General features: G+C 63.1%; 19 protein-coding genes and 1 pseudogene. 12 read left to right on the top strand and 8 right to left on the bottom strand.

Translation table 11 applies throughout. The annotated features are described in order from the left end of the window. Positions 1-81: 81 nt before the first annotated feature. The gene (locus tag NKK47_RS06300; protein WP_352473400.1) at positions 82-1,044 is read right to left on the bottom strand and encodes a sugar-binding transcriptional regulator; all 963 of its coding nucleotides are present in this window, start codon (positions 1,042-1,044) and stop codon (positions 82-84) included. Positions 1,045-1,352: 308 nt separating this feature from the next. Here NKK47_RS06300 and NKK47_RS06295 point away from each other — a divergent pair, with 308 nt between their 5' ends. The 5 genes from NKK47_RS06295 to NKK47_RS06275 all read left to right on the top strand — a co-directional run bounded on the left by NKK47_RS06295 (position 1,353) and on the right by NKK47_RS06275 (position 6,653). Beyond that, complete coding sequence (locus NKK47_RS06295) at positions 1,353-2,336, top strand: ABC transporter permease (protein ID WP_198023514.1); 984 nt, start codon at positions 1,353-1,355, stop codon at positions 2,334-2,336. A 150-nt stretch (positions 2,337-2,486) separates the two neighbouring features. Then, the gene (locus NKK47_RS06290) at positions 2,487-3,425 is read left to right on the top strand and encodes a sugar ABC transporter substrate-binding protein (protein ID WP_023674026.1); all 939 of its coding nucleotides are present in this window, start codon (positions 2,487-2,489) and stop codon (positions 3,423-3,425) included. 33 nt (positions 3,426-3,458) lie between these two features. Continuing rightward, positions 3,459-4,967, top strand: coding sequence for a sugar ABC transporter ATP-binding protein (locus NKK47_RS06285; RefSeq protein ID WP_352575672.1), 1,509 nt, complete (start codon positions 3,459-3,461; stop codon positions 4,965-4,967). A gap of 127 nt (positions 4,968-5,094) precedes the next feature. After that, positions 5,095-5,859, top strand: a complete 765-nt coding sequence (locus NKK47_RS06280; protein WP_352575670.1) for an SDR family oxidoreductase — start codon at positions 5,095-5,097, stop codon at positions 5,857-5,859. A gap of 8 nt (positions 5,860-5,867) precedes the next feature. After that, positions 5,868-6,653: an SDR family oxidoreductase gene (locus NKK47_RS06275; RefSeq protein WP_352575668.1), complete on the top strand. Its 786-nt coding sequence runs from the start codon at positions 5,868-5,870 to the stop codon at positions 6,651-6,653. Positions 6,654-6,709: 56 nt separating this feature from the next. On the opposite strand, the gene NKK47_RS06270 is transcribed toward NKK47_RS06275, so the two are convergent. Both NKK47_RS06270 and NKK47_RS06265 read right to left on the bottom strand, forming a co-directional pair. After that, positions 6,710-7,786, bottom strand: a complete 1,077-nt coding sequence (locus NKK47_RS06270; RefSeq protein WP_352575666.1) for a D-alanine--D-alanine ligase family protein — start codon at positions 7,784-7,786, stop codon at positions 6,710-6,712. Positions 7,787-8,079: 293 nt separating this feature from the next. Next, positions 8,080-8,322: a hypothetical protein gene (locus NKK47_RS06265; protein ID WP_352575664.1), complete on the bottom strand. Its 243-nt coding sequence runs from the start codon at positions 8,320-8,322 to the stop codon at positions 8,080-8,082. Between the two features lie 23 nt (positions 8,323-8,345). Between NKK47_RS06265 and NKK47_RS06260 the strand changes: the two genes are divergently transcribed. The 4 genes and pseudogenes from NKK47_RS06260 (at position 8,346) to NKK47_RS06245 (ending at position 14,167) form a co-directional block, all read left to right on the top strand. Then, positions 8,346-9,317: an ABC transporter substrate-binding protein gene (locus NKK47_RS06260; RefSeq protein WP_352575662.1), complete on the top strand. Its 972-nt coding sequence runs from the start codon at positions 8,346-8,348 to the stop codon at positions 9,315-9,317. A gap of 74 nt (positions 9,318-9,391) precedes the next feature. Next, complete coding sequence (locus NKK47_RS06255; RefSeq protein ID WP_352575660.1) at positions 9,392-10,468, top strand: quaternary amine ABC transporter ATP-binding protein; 1,077 nt, start codon at positions 9,392-9,394, stop codon at positions 10,466-10,468. Next, positions 10,465-12,446: pseudogene (locus NKK47_RS06250) on the top strand (ABC transporter permease). Before NKK47_RS06255 ends, NKK47_RS06250 begins: the two are co-directional and overlap by 4 nt. A 158-nt stretch (positions 12,447-12,604) precedes the next feature. Continuing rightward, entirely contained in the window at positions 12,605-14,167 is a 1,563-nt protein-coding gene (locus NKK47_RS06245; protein WP_352575658.1) for a hypothetical protein, read from the top strand. A gap of 123 nt (positions 14,168-14,290) precedes the next feature. On the opposite strand, the gene NKK47_RS06240 is transcribed toward NKK47_RS06245, so the two are convergent. The 5 genes from NKK47_RS06240 to NKK47_RS06220 all read right to left on the bottom strand — a co-directional run bounded on the left by NKK47_RS06240 (position 14,291) and on the right by NKK47_RS06220 (position 19,084). Beyond that, complete coding sequence (locus NKK47_RS06240) at positions 14,291-15,472, bottom strand: M20 aminoacylase family protein (RefSeq protein ID WP_352575656.1); 1,182 nt, start codon at positions 15,470-15,472, stop codon at positions 14,291-14,293. Between the two features lie 45 nt (positions 15,473-15,517). Next, positions 15,518-16,291 carry an amino acid ABC transporter ATP-binding protein gene (locus NKK47_RS06235; RefSeq protein ID WP_352575654.1) on the bottom strand — a complete coding sequence of 258 codons (774 nt, stop codon included), beginning with the start codon at positions 16,289-16,291 and terminating at the stop codon, positions 15,518-15,520. Continuing rightward, complete coding sequence (locus NKK47_RS06230) at positions 16,278-17,198, bottom strand: amino acid ABC transporter permease (protein ID WP_352575652.1); 921 nt, start codon at positions 17,196-17,198, stop codon at positions 16,278-16,280. Before NKK47_RS06230 ends, NKK47_RS06235 begins: the two co-directional genes overlap by 14 nt. Before the next feature lie 8 nt (positions 17,199-17,206). Beyond that, positions 17,207-18,037, bottom strand: a complete 831-nt coding sequence (locus NKK47_RS06225) for an ABC transporter substrate-binding protein (protein WP_502904976.1) — start codon at positions 18,035-18,037, stop codon at positions 17,207-17,209. Positions 18,038-18,109: 72 nt separating this feature from the next. Continuing rightward, positions 18,110-19,084, bottom strand: coding sequence for a substrate-binding domain-containing protein (locus NKK47_RS06220; RefSeq protein ID WP_352575648.1), 975 nt, complete (start codon positions 19,082-19,084; stop codon positions 18,110-18,112). A gap of 108 nt (positions 19,085-19,192) precedes the next feature. Here NKK47_RS06220 and NKK47_RS06215 point away from each other — a divergent pair, with 108 nt between their 5' ends. From NKK47_RS06215 to cysK, 3 genes are all read left to right on the top strand, one after another. Beyond that, positions 19,193-20,551, top strand: a complete 1,359-nt coding sequence (locus NKK47_RS06215; protein ID WP_352575646.1) for an aminotransferase-like domain-containing protein — start codon at positions 19,193-19,195, stop codon at positions 20,549-20,551. Positions 20,552-20,581: 30 nt separating this feature from the next. Further along, positions 20,582-21,892: an MFS transporter gene (locus tag NKK47_RS06210; RefSeq protein ID WP_352575644.1), complete on the top strand. Its 1,311-nt coding sequence runs from the start codon at positions 20,582-20,584 to the stop codon at positions 21,890-21,892. 122 nt (positions 21,893-22,014) lie between these two features. Then, the gene (cysK, locus tag NKK47_RS06205; RefSeq protein WP_352575642.1) at positions 22,015-23,508 is read left to right on the top strand and encodes a cysteine synthase A; all 1,494 of its coding nucleotides are present in this window, start codon (positions 22,015-22,017) and stop codon (positions 23,506-23,508) included. Positions 23,509-23,686 lie beyond the last annotated feature (178 nt).

Here is a 23,686-nt window from a genome sequence, read left to right as displayed (position 1 = left end):
ATCTGCAATCTCTTCTCTCCAATAGAATGCAGAAATTACTTCGCAGCCGCAGGGTATGGACTCACATGAAAGTCCGCCGCTCTAGCGGTTGAGCAGCCCCTTTGCCGCGTCTTCGTCGGTGATCAGAACCGATACCTTGGTGTTGGCGAGCGCAGCCCGCATTACCGCTACCTTCTCGCTGCCGCCCGACACCAGGATGATGCTCGGGATATCCGACAGATCCTGCAGCGGATAGGCGCAGACGCGGCGGTTGACCTCGTGGTCGACCGGGCGGCCCTCGGCGTCGATGAAATGACACAGAATATCGCCGACGGCACCGGCCGCCTGCAATTCCTCGAGTTCGCTTGGCTTGATGAAGCCGTAATTGGCGATCGGGCTGTCGTTGGAAAACGAGCCGACGCTGAGCACGGCGATGTTTGCCCGGCGTGCACGGAAGACGACGTCCTGAACGCTGCGCTGGCTCATGAAAGCGTCGCGCTGCTCCGGCCTGTCGGCATAGACCGGCACCGGCAGCAGGAAGCACTCCGCACCGATCTTTTCGGCGAAATCCCAGGCGCTTTCTGTCGGGTTGAGCGGCTGGGCATGGGTGAGGCCGCCAAGCATCGAAACCACCGTCGTCCTGGCGATGGGCCGCCGCGGCAATTCATTGATGGCGAATTTCAGTGTCCGCCCCCAGCCCAGTGCGATGACATCGCCGGCATTCACATGGTCGGCCAGGTAGGCGGCGGCGGCGTGGCCGATCATCAGCGGCGCGTTGCTTCGGTCGGCCGCCGACGGCACCACAACAGCCTGGCTGAGCCCGAACCGCTGCTTGAGGCTTTCCTCCAAAATCACGCATTCGACGACGCTGTCGCGGATGCGAAACTGGACGACACCCTCTTCGCGGGCGGCGGAGAGAATGCGATGCACCTTGATGCGGCCGACGCCGAGAATTTCGGAAATCCGCTCCTGTGTAAGACCCTCGACATAATAGTGCCAGGCGGCGCGAGCCTTGAGTTCGGCGTCGGGGAAGCGCGGGGCTCTTTCGTTCTCTACGATCGTCATCTGTTTGCCTTGCCGCAGCCGCCGGCTCTGCTCATGATATTCCAATCCGGCGACTTCGAAATGCCCAAGATTTCCGAGACCTTGCGTAAGGCAAACCGGCGGACAGCGCAAACCCGTCGTCGAATGAAGCCGCAGGCCTTGACAATTTTCCGACGAACAGTTTAGCTGAACAAAATTGCATGTTAAAGATAAATTGTTCACAGGGAGGGGCCTGGTGAACAAAGTGGCCCGGTGATGCAGCGCCGGATTGCTGTGGAGGAGACAAAGTGGCTGTGAGCAACGACGCAAGCAATTTGAAGGCAGGCGAGTTGAAGGCAGGCTCTGGCGCGCAGGCTACGGCGGGCGCAAGGTTTTCAGCTGTCTTTGCCGGAACCATGGGTCCGCTGATCGGGCTGGTTCTGCTGTGCCTGGCGCTCTCGCTGACCACCGACACGTTCCTGACCATCCGCAACATCCTCAACGTGCTCGACCAGGTCACTGTGCTCGGCATCATGGCGATCGGCATGACGCTGGTCATCCTGATCGGCGGCATCGACCTGTCCGTCGGCTCGGTGCTGGCGCTGGCTTCCATGGTGATGGGCTTCGTCGCCCATCCGGACTATCTCAATCTCGGCCTGCCGGCCGGCATCGCCGCAGCCCTCGTCGTCGCCGGCCTTTGCGGTCTGGTTTCGGGCCTGCTGGTGACGGTCACCAAGCTGCCGCCCTTCATCGCCACGTTGGCGATGATGTCGGTGGCGCGCGGCCTCGCCAACATGATCACCGACGGCTCGCAGATCGTCGGCTTTCCCGACTGGTTCACCAGCCTGTCGATAATCCGCCATTTCGGATTCCTCTCGGTCACCGTCGGGCTGATGATCGTGCTTGCCGTCATTTTCGCGATCTTCCTGAATTATCGCGCTACCGGCCGTAGCCTGTACGCAATCGGCGGCAGCGCCGAAGTCGCCCGGCTGTCCGGCATACCAGTCAAGTCGCTGACAAACTGGGTCTATGCGATCTGCGCCGTGCTGGCCGGTCTCGCCGGCATCGTGCTTGCCGCCCGGCTCGATTCCGTCCAGCCGAGCTCCGGCCTTGGCTACGAACTCGACACGATCGCGGCGGTGGTGATCGGCGGCGCCAGCCTGTCGGGCGGCGTCGGTTCGATCGGCGGCACAGCCATCGGCGTCCTCATCATCGGCGTGCTGCGCAACGGGCTGAACCTGCTCGGTGTCTCGCCCTTCATCCAGCAAGTGGTTATCGGCGTGGTGATCGCGCTGGCGGTGGCCACCGACACGTGGCGGCGCCGAGCACAATGAAGGATGGGGCACAATGAAGAATTGGGCTCAATGAGATTCGCCCCGATATTCGGGCGAAAACGGATCGGTGATCCGAAACTGGGAGTTGTTCGGCCAAGGGGCGCCGCGATGCGCGGGCAGGACAGATTGAACATCAACGGAGGAATAAACATGCTGACCAAACGTTCATTGCTGCTTGCCGCCGCGGCCGTCATCCCGCTGCTTGGCCTGTCCGACATGGCCTCGGCCAAGGAGGCCAAGAAGCTCGGCCTCGCCGTCGCCAATCTGCAGGCCGACTTCTTCAACCAGATCAAGCAGTCCGTCGAAGCCTACGGCAAGGAAAAGGGGATCGAGGTCGTCACCGTCGACGCCAAGGGCGATTCGGCGACCCAGGTCAGCCAGGTGCAGGACCTGATCACGCAGAACATCGATGCGCTGATCTACATTCCAGCCGGCGCCACCGCCGCCACCGTGCCGACCAAGACCGCCAAGGCTGCCGGTATCCCAGTCGTCAATGTCGACCGCAACGCCGATGGCGCGCCCGGCGATACCTTCATCGCAACCAACAGCGTGGCATCGGCCAAGGCGGTTTGCGACTACATCGCCAAGCAGGCCGGCGGCAAGGGCGAGCTGATCATCATCCACGGCCAGAAGGGCACGACGCCCGAAGTCGACCGCTCGAAGGGCTGCGGCGAAGCGCTGAAAGGCTATCCCGACATCAAGGTTGTCGGAGAATTGTGGAGCGAAGGCTGGCACCAGGACGAAGGCTTCAAGCTGACGCAGGATCTGTTGCAGTCGCACCCCGACGTGTCGATCGTCATCGGCCAGGCCGACGCGCTGGCGCTCGGTGCGGCGCAGGCCGTCAAGGTCGCCAATCCCGGCCACAAGGTCTGGGTTGCCGGCTTCGACGGCGACGTGGCGGCGCTCAAGGCACTGAAGGACGGCGTCTTCGACGTGACCGCGACGCAGCAAACCCAGGGCATGGGCCGGCTCGCCGTCGATGCAGCAATCAAGCTGGTGGCCGGCGAGACCATTCCCGCCGAACAGCTGCAGGATGCGACGCTGACCACCAAGGACAATGTCGAGCAGTTCATCGCCAAGCATCCCTGATTGAGACCAGTCCGGCAATCGACGAGCGCAACGATGTCCACCGATCCTCACCACACGCACAGCCCCCATAACGGGCTCGTCGTCAGCGGCCTCTGCAAAAGCTACGGGCCGGTGCAGGTCCTGGCCGATGCGAGCTTCGAGGTGCGGCCGGGCGAGGTCGTGGCGCTGCTTGGCGAAAACGGCGCCGGCAAGTCGACTGTCTCGAACATCATCGCCGGGTCGACGAAACCCGATGCCGGCACCATCACCTGGCGGGGGAACGCTTATTCCCCCGCCAATCCTGCCGCGGCGATCGACGCCGGCATCGGCATGATCCACCAGGAGCTGAAGCTCTTGCCCGATCTGTCGGTCGCCGAAAACGTCTATGTCGGGCGCCTGCCGATGCGTGGCGGCCGCATCGACCGCGCGGCAATGAATGCACGGGCATCGGCCCAATTGAAGCGCCTCGGCCTCGATGTCTCGCCCGAGCGCAAGGTGCGCACGCTGCGTATCGCCGCCCAGCAGCAGGTCGAGATCGCCAAGGCGCTGACGCTCAATGCCGAGCTGCTGATCTTCGACGAACCAACGGCAGCCCTTGGCGGCGAGGAAACGGAGCTCCTGTTCCAGCAGATCCGCAAGCTCAAGGCGGAAGGCATGTCCTTCATCTATATCAGCCACCGGCTGGACGAGATCGCCCAGATCGCCGATCGCGTGGTGGTGATGCGCGACGGGCGCATCGTCGCCCGGCACGAGCGCGCCGACATTCCGGTGCGCACTGTCGTCGAGCAAATGGTCGGCCGCAGTGTCGAGCGGATGTTCCCTACGGTATCGGCGCCGGGCAACGACACGCTGCTCGAGGTCGAGAACCTGTCCTCGCCGGAACGCAGCTTTCAAAATGTCAGCTTTTCAGTGCGGGCCGGCGAAATCCTCGGCATTGCCGGGCTGATCGGCGCCGGACGCACGGAGCTGGTGCGGGCGATCGCCGGTGCCGATCCGATCTCATCGGGATCGGTGCGCGTCGCCGGCAAGCCGGTGCATCTCAATGGCCCGGCGGCGGCGATCAAGGCCGGCGTCGTCCTGGTACCGGAAGACCGCAAGGCGCAGGGCGTGGTGCTCGACCAGACGATCGGCGAGAACCTGGCGATCGGCAATTTCGACCATGTCGCGCCGAATGGCTGGGTGTTCCCGAAGGCGGTGCAGAAATTCGCCGAGGCCGGCATTCGCCGGCTCGGCGTCAAGGGCCGGCCGAACCAGGCGGTCAGCAAGCTCTCCGGCGGCAACCAGCAGAAAGTGATCATCGCCAAATGGGTGTCGCGCCCGCCCAAGGTATTCATCCTGGACGAGCCGACGCGCGGCATCGACGTAGGTGCACGCGCCGCGATCTATGATGTCATCGCCGACCTTGCCCGCTCCGGCATGGCGGTGGTGGTGGTGAGCTCCGACCTCGAGGAAGTTCTCGGCCTGTCGCATCGCGTGCTGGTGCTGAGCCGCGGCCGGCAACGCGGCATTCTCGACCGCAGCGAAGCAAGCAATATCGCCGTGATGGAACTCGCCACGAGCTAGGAACAGCCCATCGAAACAAAGCGCAGCAGGTGGTATCCTCCCGGGCACCAGACCGCGCGGGGCGCCAGCAACAGAGTTGGCGCCCCTTTATTTCCGGAGGACGGCGGTTGGAGGAGAGGGACCGACGATGGAATTATTCGACCTTCATGGTGACGTGGCACTTGTGACAGGCGCCGGCAGCGGCATCGGGCAGGCAATCGCCATTGGGCTGGCCGGGGCCGGCGCCGACATAGCCTGCTTCGGCCACGCCTCGAAAGGCGGGCTGGAGGAGACCGCGCACCGGATCACGGCACTCGGCCGCAAGGCGCTGGTGCTGAACGGCACGGTGACTTCAGAGGCCGATCTCGCGGCCGCGATCGAGCGTACGGAGATGGAACTCGGCGCGTTGACAATCGCCGTCAACAATGCCGGCGTCGCCGGAGCTGAGCCGGCAGAGACGCTGTCGCTGGAGAAATGGCAGAAGCTCTATGACGTCAATGTCAGCGGCGTGTTCCTATCCTGCCAGGCCGAGGCCCGCGCCATGCTGACGCGGCGCAAGGGCTCGATCATCAACATCGCGTCGATGTCGGGCTCGATCGTCAATCGCGGCCTGACTCAGGCGCATTACAATTCGTCGAAGGCCGCGGTGATCCACATGTCGAAGAGCCTCGCCATGGAATGGGCCGATCGCGGCCTGCGCGTCAATATCGTCAGCCCCGGCTACACGCTGACGCCGATGAACAAGCGGCCGGAGGTCGCCGACCAGGTCAGGATCTTTGAGCGCGACACGCCGATGGGCCGCATGGCGGCGCCGGAAGAGATGGTCGGCCCGACCGTGTTCCTGGCCAGCCGCGCCTCGAGTTTCGTCACCGGCATCGACCTGATCGTCGATGGCGGCTTCGTCTGCTGGTAGGAGAAAAGATGCAGAAGCGATTCCTGGGAAAAACGGCGGTCATCACCGGCGCCAGCGGCGGCATTGGCGCGGCAATGGCCAGGCGCTTCGCGGCGGAAGGTGCCGCGGTCGTCGTCAGCGCCATCGACCCGCGCGTCGAAGAGGTCGCCGCCGATCTCAAGGCTACGGGCGCCAGGGTCGCATCGCTGCGCATGGACGTGACCAAAAAGGACGAGGTCGTCGCCCTCTATGACCTGGCCGAGCAACAGTTCGGCCGCGTCGACATCTCCGTACAGAATGCCGGTGTCATCACCATCGCCAGGATAGAGGCGATGACCGAGGCCGAATGGGACAAGGTGATGGCGGTCAACACCAAGGGCGTGTTCCTGTGCTGCCAGGAGGCGATCGCGCGCATCCGCAAGCATGGCGACGGCGGCCGGCTGATCAACACCGCATCCGGCCAGGCGCGGCAGGGCTTTATCTACACGCCGCATTATGCGGCCTCGAAATTCGGCGTCGTCGGCATCACCCAGAGCCTGGCCAAGGAAGTGGCCAAGGAGAAGATCACCGTCAACGCGATCTGCCCCGGCATCATCGACACCGATATGTGGGCCTATAACGATGCCGCATGGGGCAAGTTGATGGGCGACTACAAGCCCGGCGAGCTGATGGCCGAATGGGTGAAGAACATCCCGATGGGCCGCGCCGGCAGCGGCGAGGATGTCTCCGGCCTGGTCAGCTTTCTGGCCAGCGACGATGCGGCCTACATCACCGGCCAGACCATCAACGTCGATGGCGGCCTGATCATGTCGTGAGCGGCGGCGCGGGCCAACGTACCATCCACCGGGATCTGAAAGCCCCTTCGCTGCGTTCAGACCGGTCGGCCGGCCCGTGCCAATCCATGCTCCACGAGCCGGTCGATGATTTCGGAATAGCTGACGCCGCTCGCCGCCATTGCCTTGGAATACATGCTGATATCGGTGAAGCCGGGGATGGTGTTGATTTCATTGACCAGGAATTGCATGTCCGGTGTCAGGAAAAAGTCGACGCGCGCCATCCCGTCACAGCCGACGGCTCTGAAAGCCCTTGCGGCCACGTCCCGCATGGCTGCCTCGACCCCCGGCGGCAGTTCGGCCGGCACTTTAAGTGCCGCGCCGTTCTCGTCGATGTATTTGGCATCGTAGCTGTAGAAATCGTGGCTTTCGGCCGGCACGATCTCGCCTGGCCGCGAGACGAACAGGTCGCCTGCCGGGTCCTCCAGCACGCTATATTCGATCTCGCGCCCACGAATGAATTCCTCGGCCAACAGCTTGCAATCGTGCCGGAAGGCTTCAGCAAGCGCTCCATCGAATTCCTGGCTGGCATGGACTTTTCCGACGCCGACAGACGATCCCTGACGCGCCGGTTTGATGAAGAACGGCAGGCCGAGTTCGCTTTCCAGTGCAGCGAGGGCGGGCGCCGCACCTTCATGGATCGTCACTGAGCGCGCGATTGGCAGCCCCGCCGGTTCCAGGAGCCGTTTGGCGATGTCCTTGTCCAGCGCGGTTGCCGAACCCAGGATGCCGCAGCCGGCGAGCGGCACCCGAGCCACCTCGGCCACCCCCTGTACCGAGCCGTCTTCGCCATGAGGGCCGTGCAGGACAGGAAACAGGATGTCGATCTTCGGCAGATCATAGGGCGTGCCGTCGGCCGGGATCGCCATCATCCGTCCGCGCCCACCCGGAACCAGGCAAACTTCCGTGCCGGCCGCAGGTTTTGCGAGCGTACCATCCTGGAAGCTGCTCAGCAGCCACTGTCCTTCGCTCGTGACGAAGATCGGGAGGGCATCGTATTTGGCGGACAGCAGCGCACGCATGACATTGGTTGCTGAAAGCACCGAAACGTCATGTTCGGCGGAACGTCCGCCAAAGAGCACAGCAATTCGCAGTCTGTTCAAGGAAGAGGTCATGAAAGCCTCGGAAATGATCTGGTGTTGAAAGGTCACAAGCCGGCGGCGATCCCGCGGTTGGCGAAGGAGTAAGGCATTTTGGTCTGCTGCATTGTATCGGTACCCTGTCCTCGCGGCTCGCACACGGGATGACCGGCAACCTTGGCTTTTTTCAAACTCATCTACGGGCCCATGCAAAAAAACGGGCCGTGAAATTGGCACCGGCGTTAATCGTTGCGCGACGTGAACGTTGGTATATATAATTTCATCTCATGAAAGTGGCTCTGGGCGAGTTGCCGAGCCAACAGCCGAGATCATGGGACTTTGATGGTTTGCCCCTCAAGACCGGCGATCGATCCGTGGATGACTGCCTTGGCAGCAATCCTTCGGCAGTCATGACGCGGCCGGTCCCGCCACATCTTCACCAATTTGGGCACCACCCGCTTTGCGCCGGCATCCGCTTCGGCAGCATTGTGGCGCCGATGGTCTTGCACAACGACCAGCTTTTCCAACACAATCAAAAAAGACGCAAGAAGGGAACTAACGATAACGTCCACCAGAGCTTGACAGGAGAACAAGCATGTCACTTCGGAGCATGATTTCGAATTTCTCAATGGGAGCCTTAACACTTGCCGCAGCCGCACTGACATCTTCGGCCTATGCGGCAGCGCCGGAATCCAACGACCCGATCAAGATCGCACTGTTCGATTGGACCAGCGTCAATCTGAACGCCAAGATCCTCGGCGGCATCCTCGAAAAGCTCGGCTACACCGTCGAGTACCCGACCGCCGACTATCTCTCCAGCCTGACCACCGGCCTGACCAATGGCGACATCGATGTCGGCCTGGAATTCTGGGACACGACGGCCGGCGAGGCGATGAAGGCCTCGGACGCGACGGGCCAGACCGAACGCCTCGGCAAGCTCGGACCAAAGGCCAAGGAAGAATGGTGGTTTCCCGAATATATGAAAGAGAAATGCCCCGGCCTGCCGAACTGGGAAGCGCTGAAAGACCCGAAATGCGCCGAGGCCTTCTCGACGGCCGAAACCGCGCCGAAGGGGCGTTATCTCGGCGGACCCGTGACATGGGAAGGTTTTGACGACGAACGCGTCGAGGCGCTGAAACTGCCCTTCACCGTCATCCATGCCGGTACCGATGCGGCGATGTTCGCCGAACTGGACTCGGCCTATCAGCGCAAGGCGCCGATCATGCTGTGGATCTATTCGCCGCATTGGGCGCCGGCCAAATACAAGGGCGAATGGGTCGAATTCCCCGACTATACGACAGAGTGCTACACCGACCCGAAATGGGGTGTGAACCCCGACGCGAAATATGACTGCGGCAAGCCGCATGGCGAGATCTGGAAATATTCCTGGGCCGGCATGAAGGACAAATGGCCTGTCGCCTACAAGGTCGCGAAAAACTACACGGTCGATACCGGCGAGCTCAACAAGATGAGCGGCGAGATCGATCTCGAAGGCAAGACGCCGGAAGACGTCGCCGCCGCCTGGATCGCCGCCCACGAAGCCGACTGGAAAGCCTGGGCCGAGTGACCGTCTGACTGGAAATCCGACGACCCGGCCATCCGTGGCCGGGTCGCGATCCCGTGTTCCAGAAGGACGATCGCATGACCGATACGATTGAACAGGCGGCGAAAGCGGGCAACGATGCCCGCCCGACAAAGCTTGCCTGTCACAATGTCTGGAAGCTGTTCGGGGCGGACGCGGCCAATTTCATCCGCCGGCGCGACGGCAAGGCCAGCCTGGCGGACATCGCCGCTGCCGGACTGGTTGGCGCGGTGCGCGCCGTCGATCTCGAAATCCGCCAAGGCGAGATCTTCATCATCATGGGACTTTCGGGGTCCGGCAAGTCGACACTGGTGCGCTGCATGTCGCGGCTGATCGAGCCGACCCACGGCAAGGTCGAGTTTGAAGGCAAGGACCTGCTCAAGATTTCCGATGCCGCGCTGATCGAGCTGCGACGCCACCGCATGGGCATGGTGTTCCAGAATTTTGCCTTGCTGCCGCATCTCAACGTACTGGAGAACATTGCCTTCCCCCTCGGCATCCAGGGGCAGGACCGGCCGACGCGCGAGGCGCGCGCGCGGGAAGTGATCGAGCTGGTCGGCTTGCGCGGTCGCGAGCATTTCTATCCGCGCGAGCTTTCTGGCGGCCAGCAGCAGCGTGTCGGCATCGCCCGCAGCCTCGCCACGAAGCCGGAAATCTGGTTCCTCGACGAGCCGTTCTCGGCCCTCGATCCGCTGATCCGCCGAGAGATGCAGGACGAGCTGATGCGGCTGCAGACCATGCTGCACAAGACCATCGTCTTCATCACCCATGATTTCGACGAGGCCATTCGGCTGGCCGATCGTATCGCCATCATGAAGGACGGCGAGGTCATCCAAATCGGCACGCCGGAAGAGCTGGTGGTCAACCCGGCGACCGACTATGTCGCCGAATTCACCCGCGACGTCGACCGCGCCAAGGTGATCTCGGCGCGCAGCCTGATGCGCGCCTGCGACGGCGCCGAGTACGGCGGCACGGTCGCGCCGGATGCCAAGATATCAAGTTTTTCGGCAGATATCGTCTCTGCCGGCAAGCCCTTCGCGGTGGTCAACGGCACCGGCAAGCCGATCGGCTTAGTCACGCCGCAGGCGGTGATCGATCTTCTCGCCGGCATCGAGCGTCGTGGGGCCGGCGGATGACCGTCACGGCAAGCGCCAGCGCAGCGAGGCCCCGACCGGTTCAAACCTGGCTGGCGATCTGGGCCTGTGCGCTCGCCGCCGTGCTTATTGTCTTCCTGCTGCAGGAAAGCCTGCCCTGGGCGGTCAATTACCCGGCCGGCGCGATCGTTCCCGTCGCTGACTGGGTCGGTGCGCTGATGAACTGGGTGAAGTCGAACTTCTCCTGGCTGACCCGCTCGATCACCGCGGTGCTCGGCGTGCCGCTTGATTTCGCGCTCGCTCTTCTGGCCAAGAATTTCAAGATCGGCCATGGCGCGGATATGATCGTCTTGCCGCGCCTGTCCTGGGTCGGCGTCTGCGCTGCCGCCTACCTTGCCGGGCGCGCCGCCGGCGGCTGGAAGCTGGGTGCGCTGGCCGGCGGCTGTTTTCTCTACATCGCGCTGTTCGGGCAGTGGACCAGCGCCATGCTGACGCTGGGCTTGATCTCGATCGCCGTGCCGTTTTGCATTGTCACCGGGCTGTTCGCCGGCATCTGGGCATGGCGCAAGCCTTGGGCGGAGAGGTTGTTGATCTCCCCTGCCCTCGATCTGATGCAGACGATCCCGACCTTCGCCTATCTGATCCCGATGCTGCTTCTGTTCGGCAACAGCCCGGTCTCGGCAATGATCGCGACGGCAATTTTCGCGACGCCACCAATGGTGCGGGCGACGATGCTCGGCCTGTCGCGGGTGCCGTCGGAGATCGACGATTTCAGCGCGATGGCCGGCTGCACGGCACGGCAGAAACTGTGGCGGGTGCTGTTGCCGTCGGCGCGGCCGACATTGATGGTCGGCGTCAACCAGGTCATCATGCTGGCGCTCAATATGGTGATCATCGCCTCGATGATCGGCGCCGGTGGGCTCGGCTATGACGTGCTTTTGGCGTTGCGCGCGCTCAAGGTCGGCGAGGCCATGGAAGCTGGCCTCGCCATTGTCGCGCTGGCAATTGCACTCGACCGGCTGAGCCAGGCGATCGCGCACAATCACGCCAAGGGCAATGTCCGCCATCAGGCCAGCACCAGTTTCTGGCGACGCTATCCCAATCTGACGCTGGCCGTCGCCATTCTCGCCGTCACCACGCTGCTCGGCCTGTTCGTGCCGGCCTTTGCCGCGGTGCCGAAAGCGATCACCTTGACCACCGCGCCTTTGTGGAAGGCGGCGGTGAACTGGATCACCATCAACTTCTTCGACACGATCGAAGCGTTCCGCGTGGTGCTTATCCTCAATGTGCTCAACCCGGTGCGCGCCTTCTGCGAGGGCTTTCCGTGGCTGGGCGCGGTGTGTCTCCTCGGCCTTGCCGGCTACCAGCTCGGCGGCTTGCGCCTCGCCGCCCTGGTCGCGGCATTGACAGCGTTCTGCGCCGCCACCGGACTTTGGGAAAAGACCATGGCGACGGTCTATTTGTGCGGCATCTCGGCCTTTGTCGCCTGCCTGATCGGCATCCCGATCGGGCTGATCGCATCGCGCAGCGACCGCTTCGAAAAGATCGTCACGCCGATCATCGACACGCTGCAGGTGCTGCCGTCGTTCTGCTTCATCATTCCGGTGGTGATGCTGTTCAGGGTCGGCGACGTCACCGCGATGATCGCCACCGTCGCCTTCGCCGTGGTGCCGGCGATCCGCTACACCAATCACGGCATCCGGCAGGTGCCGCCGGCGCTGATCGAGGCGGCGAAGGTTTCGGGCTGCACCAGGCGGCAAACCTTCTTTCGCGTGCAGCTGCCGCTGGCGTTGCCCGAGATCATGCTCGGCGTCAACCAGACCATCCTGATGGCGCTGGCGATGATCGCATCTGCGCCATGGTCGGCACGCGCGATCTCGGCCAGGAGGTGTTCATCGCCCTGTCCAAGGCCGATTCCGGTCGCGGCATCGTCGCCGGCCTGGCCATCGCCTTCATCGGCATCGTCGCAGACCGGCTGTTCAACGCCTGGACGGCGAAGGCTCGGGCAAGGCTGGGATAGTCCGGAATAGGACGGCCTCAAGAAGCTGCCGCCAAGCGCGCCGTTAACGAGGCACCGATCCCTACGCCTAAAGACATAGCCATTCGGGATTATTGCTCGTTTTTGCCTCACATCGTACGGCTGCCATGGGACGGGTAGGCTCAACAGGAGAGCGGATAATGTCTAAACGCGTTCCCTTTACTACCGGTGATCTAGCAGATCATCAGTGGGGTATCGATGACGCCCTCACAGGCGATCCGAATACGAATATCTTGACCGGCGACGCTGGCGGCAGCCTGCTCGATTTCTCAAGAGGCGGCAACGACACCTTTACGGAAACCGCACCGTCGACCTACACCTTCTACGGCGACGCGGCTCGGAGCTTGTTCAATTTTGCTCGGGGCGGTGACGATACCTTCACCACGGGGCTGTCATCCTCCACCACCACTGCCTTTGGTGACGCGGGCGACGATATGTCGGACCATAGCAGGGGCGGCAACGATACCTTCAACAGTGGAGTGGCAAGGCAGGTAGTCGATACCTTCTATGGTGATGCCGGTGGCAAGATGTTCGGCTATGCTCAGGGGGGTGACGACACTTTCCTGACCCAAACCAAACAAGGAACTGCCCACACCTTCTACGGTGATGCGGGCGGCGAAATGTCGGACCACAGCAAGGGCGGCAACGACACCTTCCAGGGTTCCCAACAGGCCACCAACACTTTCTTCGGTGACGCCGCCACCAACATGTCCGGCCATGCGCAAGGCGGCGACGACAGCTTTACGAGCCGGACCGACTCCGTCAATATTTTCTACGGTGATGCCGGCGGCGATATGTCAGGCCACAGCAAGGGTGGCAACGACACCTTCACGAGCAGCTTCTTTTCCACCAACACTTTCTTCGGCGATGCCGGCGGCAACATGTCTGACCATGCTCAGGGCGGCGACGACCATTACACGGACACGGGTGGGGCTCTTCTGAGCAAAACTCTCTATGGCGATGCGGGCGGTGATCTTTCCGGTTTCGCCGAGGGCGGCAACGACACCTTCACGAGCGCTGGTGGGTCCCGGATAAGTTTCTACGGTGACGCGGGCGCCAACATGTCCGACCACGCTCGCGGTGGCGACGACGTGGCCGTGCTGCAAGGCACTCATAATTTGGGGTATGGCGATGCGGTCACGATGCTCGGCAGCGCTGTGGGCGGCAATGATTCCCTGACCGGCGGCGACAGGAACTCCGGTCCGGATGTTCTAAGCGAGTTGTACGGCGACGCCCTCGCTATGTCCGGTTCCGCCAGGGGCGGCAACGACATTCTTACCGGGGGCCACAACAGCGAAAGCGGCCAGGTCCGCAACTTCCTGTGCGGCGACGCTCTACAAATGTCCGGTTCGGTTTTGGGCGGAAACGATACCCTGTACGCCGGGAGCGCGGCACCCGGCTGCACCGTCATCAACGACATGTGGGGTGACGGGCAACTGAGCGAACTGGCTCAGGGCGGCAGAGATCAATTCATATTCAAGGACGATGGTTCAATGACGGTCGGAACCCAAAACACCATCTACGACTTCAGCCAGACCCAAGGCGACAACATTGTATTTAGTGGCGTGGAGGGCGTGCAATCGTTCGATGATCTCACAATTGCGCAAAGTGGAACCGACACCATCATTACCGCAGGAGTCGATCAAGTTACTCTCGCAAACTTTACAAGCCCGCTGACGACGAGTGACTTTTTGTTTGTCTGAAAGCGAAGCTCTTATCGCATTCGAAGAGGGGGAATGCGTGAGAATTCGTTGAGCATCGTCGCGCGGCCGGTCGCCCCAATAATGCTCGACCGGCCGATCGACAATCCCAGCCGCAAGTATGGATCAGGCGGCCAGGAATCTCTCGGTCAGTCGAGCCCAGAGCGCTGCGCCGACGGTCAGATTGCCGTCGTTGAAATCATATTTCGAGCTGTGCAGGATGGCTGAATCCTCGCCGTTTCCGAGGCGCAGGAAGCAACCGGGTTTGTGTTCGAGGAAATAAGAAAAATCTTCGCTGCCGGGGATCAACGGGCAGACGGACACCTTGTCCTGACCGACGAGTTCGACCGCGATGTCTGTCGCAAAGGACGTCTCGCGCTCGGAATTGACCACCACCGGGTAGCCGCGCTCGTAACCGATCTCGACCGTTGCGCCATGCGCCTGCGCCACAAGTGCTGCGATATTGCGAATACGCTGCTCGAGCGTGTCGCGGATCTCGGCCGAGAAGGAGCGGACGCTCAGCGTGATTTCGGCGTGTTCCGGGATGACGTTGGAGGCCGTGCCTCCGTGAATCGTGCCGACGGTGACGACAGCCGTCTCGATCGGGTTGACGTTGCGCGACACAACCGTCTGCAGGGTCATGACGATGTTGGCGGCAGCGACGATCGGGTCGACCGTCAGGTGCGGACGCGAGGCGTGGCCGCCACGCCCGGCGATCCTGATGGTGACGGTATCGCTCGCCGCCATCAGCGGCCCGGCGCGCATCAGGAACGAACCCGTCGGCGCGCCCGGGTGGTTGTGCAGCCCGAATATCGCATCGCAGGGAAAGCGCTCGAACAGGCCGTCTGCGATCATCGCCTGCGCCCCGCTTCCCTTGCCGGCTTCCTCGGCCGGCTGGAAGATAAGGTTCACCGTGCCGTTGAAATGCCGTGCGCGCGCCAGGTATTCGGCGGCGCCGAGCAGCATCGTGGTGTGGCCGTCATGACCGCAGGCGTGCATCTTGCCGCTGGCCTGGCTGGCATAAGGGAGATTGGTAGCTTCGGTGATCGGCAGGGCGTCCATGTCGGCACGGATGGCGATGCTGCGGCCGCTGCCCTGGCGCAGGCGGCCGACGACCCCGAGCCCGCCGACATTGCGCGTCACCTCATAGCCCCAGCTTTCGAGCCGTTCGGCAACGTATGCAGCCGTTTCGTGCTCCTGGAATGAAAGCTCGGGATGCGCGTGCAGGTGCTGGCGGGCCGCTGCAAGCTCGGCGGCCTTGTCGGCGAAGTCGGAAATGTCGGCGAACTGGTTGGAGGTCTTCGGCATGGGAGGTCCTTTGCCGGCCGAGCAGGTGCCGCGCCGGCTTTGCTTTTAGATGAAACGGCTTAAGAAAGCCCGCGTGCGCGGGTGCCTGGGTTTAGCGAGAACCTCGTCCGGAGGCCCGGCCTCGATCACATTGCCGTCGTCCATGAACACCACCCGATCCGCCGCTTCGCGGGCGAACCCGATCTCATGCGTGACCACGATCATGGTCAAGCCCTGCCTGGCGAGATCGCGCATGGTGGCGAGCACCTCGCCGACCAGCTCCGGATCGAGCGCCGACGTCGGCTCGTCGAAGAGCATCAATTTCGGGCGGATGGCGAGCGCACGGGCGATGGCGACGCGCTGCTGCTGGCCGCCTGAAAGCTGGCGCGGATAGGCGTCGATCTTGTCGGCAAGACCGACACGGGTCAGCAGTTCGCGGGCGTAGCCGATCGCCTCCTTGCGGTTCTCCCGGTGAACGCCGACCGGAGCCTCGATGACGTTCTGCAGGGTCGTCATGTGCGGATAGAGATTGAACTGCTGGAACACCATGCCGATCTTGCGCCGCTGCGCGGCGATCGCCCGCTTGGAAAGCTTGTCGAGGCGGCCGTCGTGCAGCCGGTAACCGATCTGCTCGCCGTCCACCTCGATCGACCCCTGGTCGATCGCCTCGAGATGATTGATGCATCGCAGGAAGGTCGACTTTCCGGAGCCGGACGGTCCGAGAATGACCACCACCTCGCCAGGCGCGACGTCCAGATCAATGCCCTTCAGCACCTCGAGCGGGCCGAAGGCCTTGTGAACGTTGCGCGCCCGGACCAGGGGCATGTCATGCGCGCTCATTGGCGGCCTCCAGGGTGGCGGTCGCGGTCTTCTCGCGCGCGCCGCGGTCGCCGCGGCTGTAGTGGCGTTCGATCGCGCCTTGCGCGACATTGAGGACCGAGGTGATCAGCAGGTACCACAGCACTGCAACCATCAGCAGCGGAATGATTTCGAAGGTGCGGTTGTAGATCGACTGCACCGAGTAGAGCAGGTCGGCCATGGCGATGACGCTGACAAGAGACGTCGCCTTGATCATGCTGATCAGCTGATTGCCGGTCGGCGGCACGATCGACCGCATCACCTGCGGGATGATGATGCGCCGCAAGGACCGCGCGCGGGTCATGCCGAAGGCTTCAGCCGTTTCGGCCTGTCCCTTGTCCACCGACAGCAGCCCGCCACGGATGATCTCGGCCATGTAGGCGGCCTCGTTCAGCGCCAGACCAAGAACGGCGGCCGTCAAAGGCGTGATCAGGTCGTTGGTGTTCCAACTGGCGAAGCCAATGGAAATGCGCGGAAACAGCGTCGAAAGGTTGTACCACAGGATCAATTGCACCAGCAGCGGCGTTCCCCGGAAGAACCAGATGAACAGGCCGGAGAGAAGGGATGCCAGCCTATCGTTCGACATGCGCGCGATGGCGAGCAGCAGGCCGAGCACGATACCCAGGATCATCGCCACGACCGTCAGGCCGAGCGTTACGGAAAGCCCCTGCATGACCGTCGGATCGAAGAAATACTGGGCGACGACCGGCCAGCCGAAATTCGGGTTGACTGCAACGATATAGGCGAAGCCGGCTGCCACGGCGACGGTGAACGCCCAGAGCGCCAGCCGGACGAGCGGAAACGGCCGGTGGGCTCGTTTGACGTCGCGCAGCGCGTCGTCGGGACGTCGCGGCAGCCCGGCCGCGTAGGCAGCGGTGGCGTCGGTCATGGCAGCCTCTACTGGCCCTGGTTGATGCCTAGCGCATCGATCATGTTCTTCTCGAGACCCCACTTCTTCATGACCGCGGCGTAGGTGCCGTTCTTCATCAGGATCTTGAACGCGTCGAGCAGCACGCCGCCCAGCGGCGAGCCCTTCTTGACGACGGCGCCTTGATAGATGTCCTTGAAGCCGTTGGCCTGGCCGACCCCGGCGAGTTCCAGCTGGCCCTTCGCCTGCTCGACGAAATAGGTCAGCGGCGCCTGCGAGGAGAAGAATGCGTCGGAGCGTTTCGACCGGACGGCCAGTATCGAGCTCGGCTGGTCGGTGAAGGATTGCACCTCGACGGCCGGCTTGCCCCCCTCGGTGCATTTCTGCGCCTGCTGCTTGATGACCTTTTCGGCCGAGCCACCCGACATGACGGCGATGCGCTTGCCGCACGCGGTGTCGAGCGAGGTGATGCCTTGCGGGTTGCCCTTCTCGACGGCGAAGACGACGTATTCGCGCACCCAATCGATGAAGTCGTTGGATTTCTGCCGGTCGGGATAGTCGCCGACAGGCCCCATCGCGAACTGATAACGGCCGGCATTGATGCCGCTCAGCAAAGCCGGCAGGCCGGCGACCGAGGCATGATCGATCTCGACACCGAGCAGCTGGCCGATAGCGTCGGAAATGTCCTTGGTCGCCCCCGACAGTTCGGTGCCGGTGACGATCTCATAGGGCGGGAACGAGCCGTTGTTGACGGCTGTGATCTTTCCCGCCGTGCGGATCTCTTCCGGCAGCCGGGCCCGCAAATCCTCGTTCACCGATTGCTTCTGGATATCCTGGGCAAAGCTGGCCTGCGCCAGCATGGTGACGAGCGAGGCGAATATGAAGCTGATTGTCCTCATGGCATTCTCCTTCGTGTTCTTCGTTGTGCGTTGTCAGGCTGCGGTGGCCCGCGATCTGGCCTCGAAAGGAAACAAAGCTTCGGCGGAAATCGGTTCCGCCAGAATGCCCTGGGCATGGAGCTCGGTGACGAAATCCTCGATCATGCGCCGGTTGGCCGGCAGGCCGCTGGCGTTCCAGGAGGCAGGCAGGTCGCGCCCCGCATGAAGCAGCTCCTCGAGGATCCAGGGCGAGGTGTCGGCATATTTTCGGCGCTTGCCCGTCCAGACGCGCTGGCTTTCGTCGATCAGCCTGGCGAGTTCCTGCGGCAGCCAGGGGTGCTCCCTGACCAGGGCGGCCTTGACGGCGACCAGATGCATGCCCGGGACATAACCGACGTCGGCGAAATAGGCGCGTTCGGCCGCGCGAAAATCGCGCAGCACTTGCCGGAAGCCGGAAGCCGGGCCGAAAAAGCCGTCCGGCATGAAGGGCGTGAAAACGGCGTCGAGCTCGCCTTGCGACAGCAGCTCCATCATCGGGCGCTCGCCTGGTGCTGCTTCGATGCGCCCCGGCCTGCCGAATCCGTCGAGGCGGTCGGCGATCGGGTGCCCCGATGTCAGCCTGCCGGCGAACCAATAGGCATCCTCGACGGCGACGCCTTCCCTGCGAAGCGCCGCGCGCGTCCATGTGTTACCGGAATCGCGCCAGCCGGTCACGCCGATGCGTTTGCCGGCAAGGTCGGAAAGCCGTTCCAGCGGGCTGGTCTCGACCGTTATGATGCAGCGATGGCGAAAGCCGCGCATGATGAAGCACGGCAATCCAACCACCGTATCGACGCCCGAAGCCATGGCCGACACATAACGGCTGAATGAGACCTCCGCCGCATCGTAGTTCGGATCGGTACCGAGATCCGGAATGAGCGTGGCGACACGATCAACCTTCACCGACAAGCGGCTCGAAGTGACGTCACCCAGCACCAAAGGGGTGAGATAGTCCCAATCGCGGGTGGCTACAGTGATGGAAACGGGCATCGGCATGAACTTCAACGCTATGTTTGACCGGCGATTGGTAAATGTTTATTTTTGGCCGATCAAATGTTATTATGTTATTGAACATTAGCTTTAATGGTCGCGGTGCCGATGGATTTCGATGCAGGATGGTTCGCTGATCGCCTTGGCGACCGCACGATGCGCGGCATCGCGCGCGAGACCAGTGCGCTGATCAGAAGCGGCGCGCTGCCTGTCGGCGCAAAGCTTCCGCCGGTGCGCGATCTGGCCTATGTGCTTGGCGTCAGCCCGGCGACGGTCTCGCAGGCGTGGAGCGAGTTGCGGCGCTACAAGATCATCGGCGGCCGCGGACGCAACGGCACCTGGATCATGGGCAACCGCTTTGCCGCCCGGCCCGAGCGCCACATGAGCGGCGGCAATTACGGACAGGATGTTCTGAACCTGGCGATCGCGGAGCCCGATGTGAGGCTCTTGCCGCCGCTCGACATCGCGCTGGCGCATGGTGCGCGCGCCGAAAAGCTCAACAGCTACGAGCGGGTGCGCATCCTGCCCGAGCTGGAGGCCGCAGTGCGCCCGTCATGGCCGTACGATCCCGGCGCGTTCCTGGCCACCAATGGCGGTTACAACGCCATCTACACCTTGCTGCATGCGCTGGTCCCGCCGGGGGCGCCGGTGGCCATCGAGAACCCAACGGCGCTTCGCCTGCTCGATATCCTGGAAGATCTCGACGTGCCGATCATCCCGGTAGACTGCGACAGCGACGGTCCCTTGCCGGATGCACTTGCCAACGCTCTGCGGCAGCGGCCCGTCGCGTTCCTGTTCCAGCCGCGCGTCCATTCGGTTACCGGCGCCTGCATGTCGTCGGCGCGGCTGGAAGTCATCGGCGACCTGCTCGCCGGCACCGACGTGCTGATTGTCGAAGATGACGGCGTCGGCGATATTGCCTCGGCGCCGCGCATTTCGCTTGGCCGGCGTTTTCCCGATCGCGTCGTCCATATCCTGTCCTATTCCAAGACCCACGGCCCGGATCTGCGGCTCGCCGTGCTGTCCGGATCGGCGACGATCGTCGAGCAGATCCAGTCCTACCGCAGCTTCAGCTCGGGATGGACCAGCCGCATCCTGCAGGCAGCCACCGCCTGGCTGCTGCAAGACCCGGCCACGGCCGCCCTGGTGGAGCAGGCGAAGGAGGTATACCGCGGCCGTCGCGAACGGCTCGCCGGCGAACTGGCCAAACGCAATGTCGATATCGACGCCGGACATGGGCTCAGCGTCCTCATTCCGGTTGCTTCGGAACCTTACGCGATGGTCACGCTGGCCGCCCACGGCATCGCGGTCCATGCCGGAGCGAAGTTTTCGACGGGAAAAACGAACGCTGTCCGCGTCGCGACCAGCATTCTGGACGAGGAGCACCTCGAGCACGTCGCAAATTCCCTGGCGCTGGCAGCCGATGTGAGCCGTTTCCACGGCCCGCGTTGGAGGTTTCCACGCTGACGCACACGCCTGCTTCCATACCGCTGGCCGATGACAGCTTCGAAGAGGTCCTTCGAGGTCAGAAACATGTCGAATCGTCAGGTATCACCAACTGGAGGCAGGGAGGTTCGGGACGGCGCAATACGGCTGCGCGGCCTGTTGGCTGCGGCGGGTGCCACAACCGCCATGGCGTTCGGATTTGGCAGCCTGGCGCTGACATCCGTCTTCATCAGACCGCTTGAGGCGGAGTTTGGCTGGTCGCGAGCCGACATCAGCCTTGCCTACACGTTATCAAGCGTCGGCATGGCGTTGGGCGGGCTGTTCTGGGGCCGGCTGTCGGACCGCCTGAATGTCAAAAGCCTGCTATTCATCGGCTCAGCTGGCATGGTGATCGCGCTCGCCGCGCTTTCCTCCGCCAGTTCGCTCTGGCAGATCTATGCGGCCAACTTCGCTTTGGGCGGGCTAGGCTTTGCCTGTCTGTACGCGCCGGTACTTGCAGTGACCGGACTCTGGTTCGACCGCCGCTGCGGCCTGGCGATAGGGATCGTCACAGCAGGCGGAGCCCTGGGCCAGGGCATAATGCCCTACGCCGCAAACGCCTTGATCGACGGCGTCGGCTGGCGCCTCGCATACGCGATTATGGCTGTGGCGACGATGGCTGCGCTGGCGATCTCCATGCCAGCGGTTCAGACGCCGCCCGTCGATCGGACCGTTGTCGCATCGGTGCATTTTTCAGCGAAACCAAGTTTCCAAGGTGGCCGCCTTTCCCCGGTGACGCTGCTATCTGCCGCAGCCTTCCTCTGCTGCGCCTGCATGGGCGTCCCGCTGATGCACCTCACGAGCTTCGTCACGGCTGTGTGCGGGTCTTCGGATGTCGGATCGCTCAGCCTGCTGACCGCCATGCTGTTCGGCGCCGTCGGACGGATCGCGTTCGGGCTCCTCGCCGACCGGGCAAGCAATCTTGCCGCCTATGCCCTGGCGTCGTTTATTCAGACGGCATGCGTTGCGATTTTTCCCGCGCTTGACCAGCAATTGAGCCTGCTGTCGCTGTCGGCGGTTTTCGGCTTCGGCTTTGCCGGGAACATGACGTGCCTGATCCTTTGCGTGCGCCAGTTTGCGCCAGCCGAACGCTTTGGCCAGTCACTCGGCATCGTCATGCTGATCGCCTGGGTGGGCATGGGCGTGGCCGGCTATTTCGGCGGTTTCGTCTATGACAGCTTCGGCAGCTATGGGCCTGCTTTCCTGGTGGCATCTGTCGCAGGCGCGGCCAATCTCGTGGTTCTGGGCGTATTGGCGGCGTCATCCGGCGCGAGAGCGCAGGTCCCATGCGGCCGCCTTCCGGACCCTGCGATGAGCCGCTGATTCAAACGTCGAAACTCCGCTTAATTCCACGTTGGTTCGAACGCTGCAAACCACGCCCTTCCTGCCAACCTCAGAGATCGAAGAGGGCGGAGCACCGTCATCACCAGGCAAGGACAGCTGAGATGAGCAGTATCTACGACAGCATTCTCGACACGATCGGCGACACGCCGGTCGTCCGCCTTTCCCGCATCAACAATGGTGCCGCTTCGCTCTATGCCAAGATCGAGGCGTTCAATCCTGGCGGCTCGATCAAGGACCGTCTTGCCGCCGCGATCATCGAAGAAGCGGAGAGTTCGGGTGCACTTCGGCCTGGCCAGACGGTGATCGAGGCGACGAGCGGCAACACGGGCATCGGACTTGCCATGGTTTGCGCGCGGAAAGGCTATCCTCTCGTCATCGTAATGCCGGAGAACGCCAGCCTCGAACGCCGCAAGCTGATGCGTTTCTTCGGTGCCAAGGTCGTGTTGACCCCTGCCGTCGAGCGTGGCAGCGGCATGCTCGCCAAGGCGGTCGAGCTGGCCGGAGCGCACGGCTGGTTCCTCTGCCGGCAATTCGAGACGCCCGTCAACGCCGATGTCCATGCCCGCACGACAGCGCTCGAAATCCTCGCGGCGTTCCAGGACCGTCCACTCGATTACTGGGTCACCGGCACCGGGACCGGCGGAACACTTGCCGGCGTGGCGCGAGTGCTCAAGCGCGAGCGGCCGGAAACGCGGATCATCGTCTGCGAGCCCGACAATTCGGCGCTGCTGTCGAGTGGCATTCCTCAAACTTTCGACGAACACGGACTGCCGACTCGGGCGCACACTCGCTTCCGGCCACACCCGATGCAGGGCTGGAGCCCTGATTTCATTCCGCAGATCGTCGGCAACGCGATGGCTGACGATCTTGTGGACGAAATCTTGCCCGTTTCAGGCGCCAGCGCTTTGGAAGCTGCGCGCCGGCTTGCGACGGAAGAAGGAATACTGGCGGGGATCTCCGGCGGGGCTACCTTGAGCGGGGCACTGGAAATCGCTGGACGCGTCGGACCGGAGCGGAACGTGCTGTGTATGTTGCCTGACACGGGCGAGCGGTATCTCAGCACGATCCTGTTCGATCACATCAGCGAGGAAATGTCGCCCGCCGAAGAGGCGATCTCTCGCTCCACACCCGGCTACCGCTTCGACCGGCCGCCGTCCTTCGCCCTTTCATCGGCGCCCGTGAACGAAATCCAAATCGATCAGTCGGCGCATGCGTTTGTCGATGAGGCGATCTATGATCCGGAGCATCCGGTGGTCATGTTCGCCCTGACATGGTGCGAATTCTGCTGGACGGTGAGAAAGCTCTTCGACCGTGCCGGAATCGTCTACAGGTCCATCGACATCGATGCTCCGGAATTCCAGAAGAACGGCCGGGACGGGGAAATCCGCAAGGCTCTGAGGGCCCGGATCGGTTCGCCTACAATTCCGCAGGTCTTTGTCGGCGGCGAGCATATCGGTGGCTGCATGGATACGCTTACTGCCTGGCGGGACGGCCCGCTCGCCGCCCGGCTGGAGTTCGTTGGCGCAAACTACACGCCCGGCGCATGCGCAAATCCCGAGAGCCTGCTGCCCCGATGGGTGCGCGCGGCAGCGTGAGATCCCGCCTCCGGTCTTTCATAGTGCCGTCGCCACCATCAAAGCGAGCCGGAACGGGCGTGATCCCGTTCCGGCTCGGCATTCATGTGGACTTGTCCGTGTCGGCCTCCCCACAAAGCGAAGGCAAATCAGAGCGCGGGCGGAAACCTCGCGCTTCCGGAAACGAACGCTTTCGGCA

The organism is Mesorhizobium sp. M0019 (assembly GCF_040323975.1).
GTDB lineage: Bacteria > Pseudomonadota > Alphaproteobacteria > Rhizobiales > Rhizobiaceae > Mesorhizobium.
This window is presented reverse-complemented; position numbering and strand designations above follow the sequence as displayed.

Bases quoted from the DNA above. Each gene is read 5' to 3' on its own strand.
- NKK47_RS06300 (WP_352473400.1), bottom strand. From the start codon at position 1,044: ATGACGATCGTAGAGAACGAAAGAGCCCCGCGCTTCCCCGACGCCGAA.
- NKK47_RS06290 (WP_023674026.1), top strand. From the start codon at position 2,487: ATGCTGACCAAACGTTCATTGCTGCTTGCCGCCGCGGCCGTCATCCCG.
- NKK47_RS06285 (WP_352575672.1), top strand. From the start codon at position 3,459: ATGTCCACCGATCCTCACCACACGCACAGCCCCCATAACGGGCTCGTC.
- NKK47_RS06280 (WP_352575670.1), top strand. From the start codon at position 5,095: ATGGAATTATTCGACCTTCATGGTGACGTGGCACTTGTGACAGGCGCC.
- NKK47_RS06275 (WP_352575668.1), top strand. From the start codon at position 5,868: ATGCAGAAGCGATTCCTGGGAAAAACGGCGGTCATCACCGGCGCCAGC.
- NKK47_RS06270 (WP_352575666.1), bottom strand. From the start codon at position 7,786: ATGACCTCTTCCTTGAACAGACTGCGAATTGCTGTGCTCTTTGGCGGA.
- NKK47_RS06260 (WP_352575662.1), top strand. From the start codon at position 8,346: ATGTCACTTCGGAGCATGATTTCGAATTTCTCAATGGGAGCCTTAACA.
- NKK47_RS06255 (WP_352575660.1), top strand. From the start codon at position 9,392: ATGACCGATACGATTGAACAGGCGGCGAAAGCGGGCAACGATGCCCGC.
- NKK47_RS06245 (WP_352575658.1), top strand. From the start codon at position 12,605: ATGTCTAAACGCGTTCCCTTTACTACCGGTGATCTAGCAGATCATCAG.
- NKK47_RS06240 (WP_352575656.1), bottom strand. From the start codon at position 15,472: ATGCCGAAGACCTCCAACCAGTTCGCCGACATTTCCGACTTCGCCGAC.
- NKK47_RS06235 (WP_352575654.1), bottom strand. From the start codon at position 16,291: ATGAGCGCGCATGACATGCCCCTGGTCCGGGCGCGCAACGTTCACAAG.
- NKK47_RS06230 (WP_352575652.1), bottom strand. From the start codon at position 17,198: ATGACCGACGCCACCGCTGCCTACGCGGCCGGGCTGCCGCGACGTCCC.
- NKK47_RS06225 (WP_502904976.1), bottom strand. From the start codon at position 18,037: ATGCTGGCGCAGGCCAGCTTTGCCCAGGATATCCAGAAGCAATCGGTG.
- NKK47_RS06220 (WP_352575648.1), bottom strand. From the start codon at position 19,084: ATGCCCGTTTCCATCACTGTAGCCACCCGCGATTGGGACTATCTCACC.
- NKK47_RS06215 (WP_352575646.1), top strand. From the start codon at position 19,193: ATGGATTTCGATGCAGGATGGTTCGCTGATCGCCTTGGCGACCGCACG.
- NKK47_RS06210 (WP_352575644.1), top strand. From the start codon at position 20,582: ATGACAGCTTCGAAGAGGTCCTTCGAGGTCAGAAACATGTCGAATCGT.
- cysK (WP_352575642.1), top strand. From the start codon at position 22,015: ATGAGCAGTATCTACGACAGCATTCTCGACACGATCGGCGACACGCCG.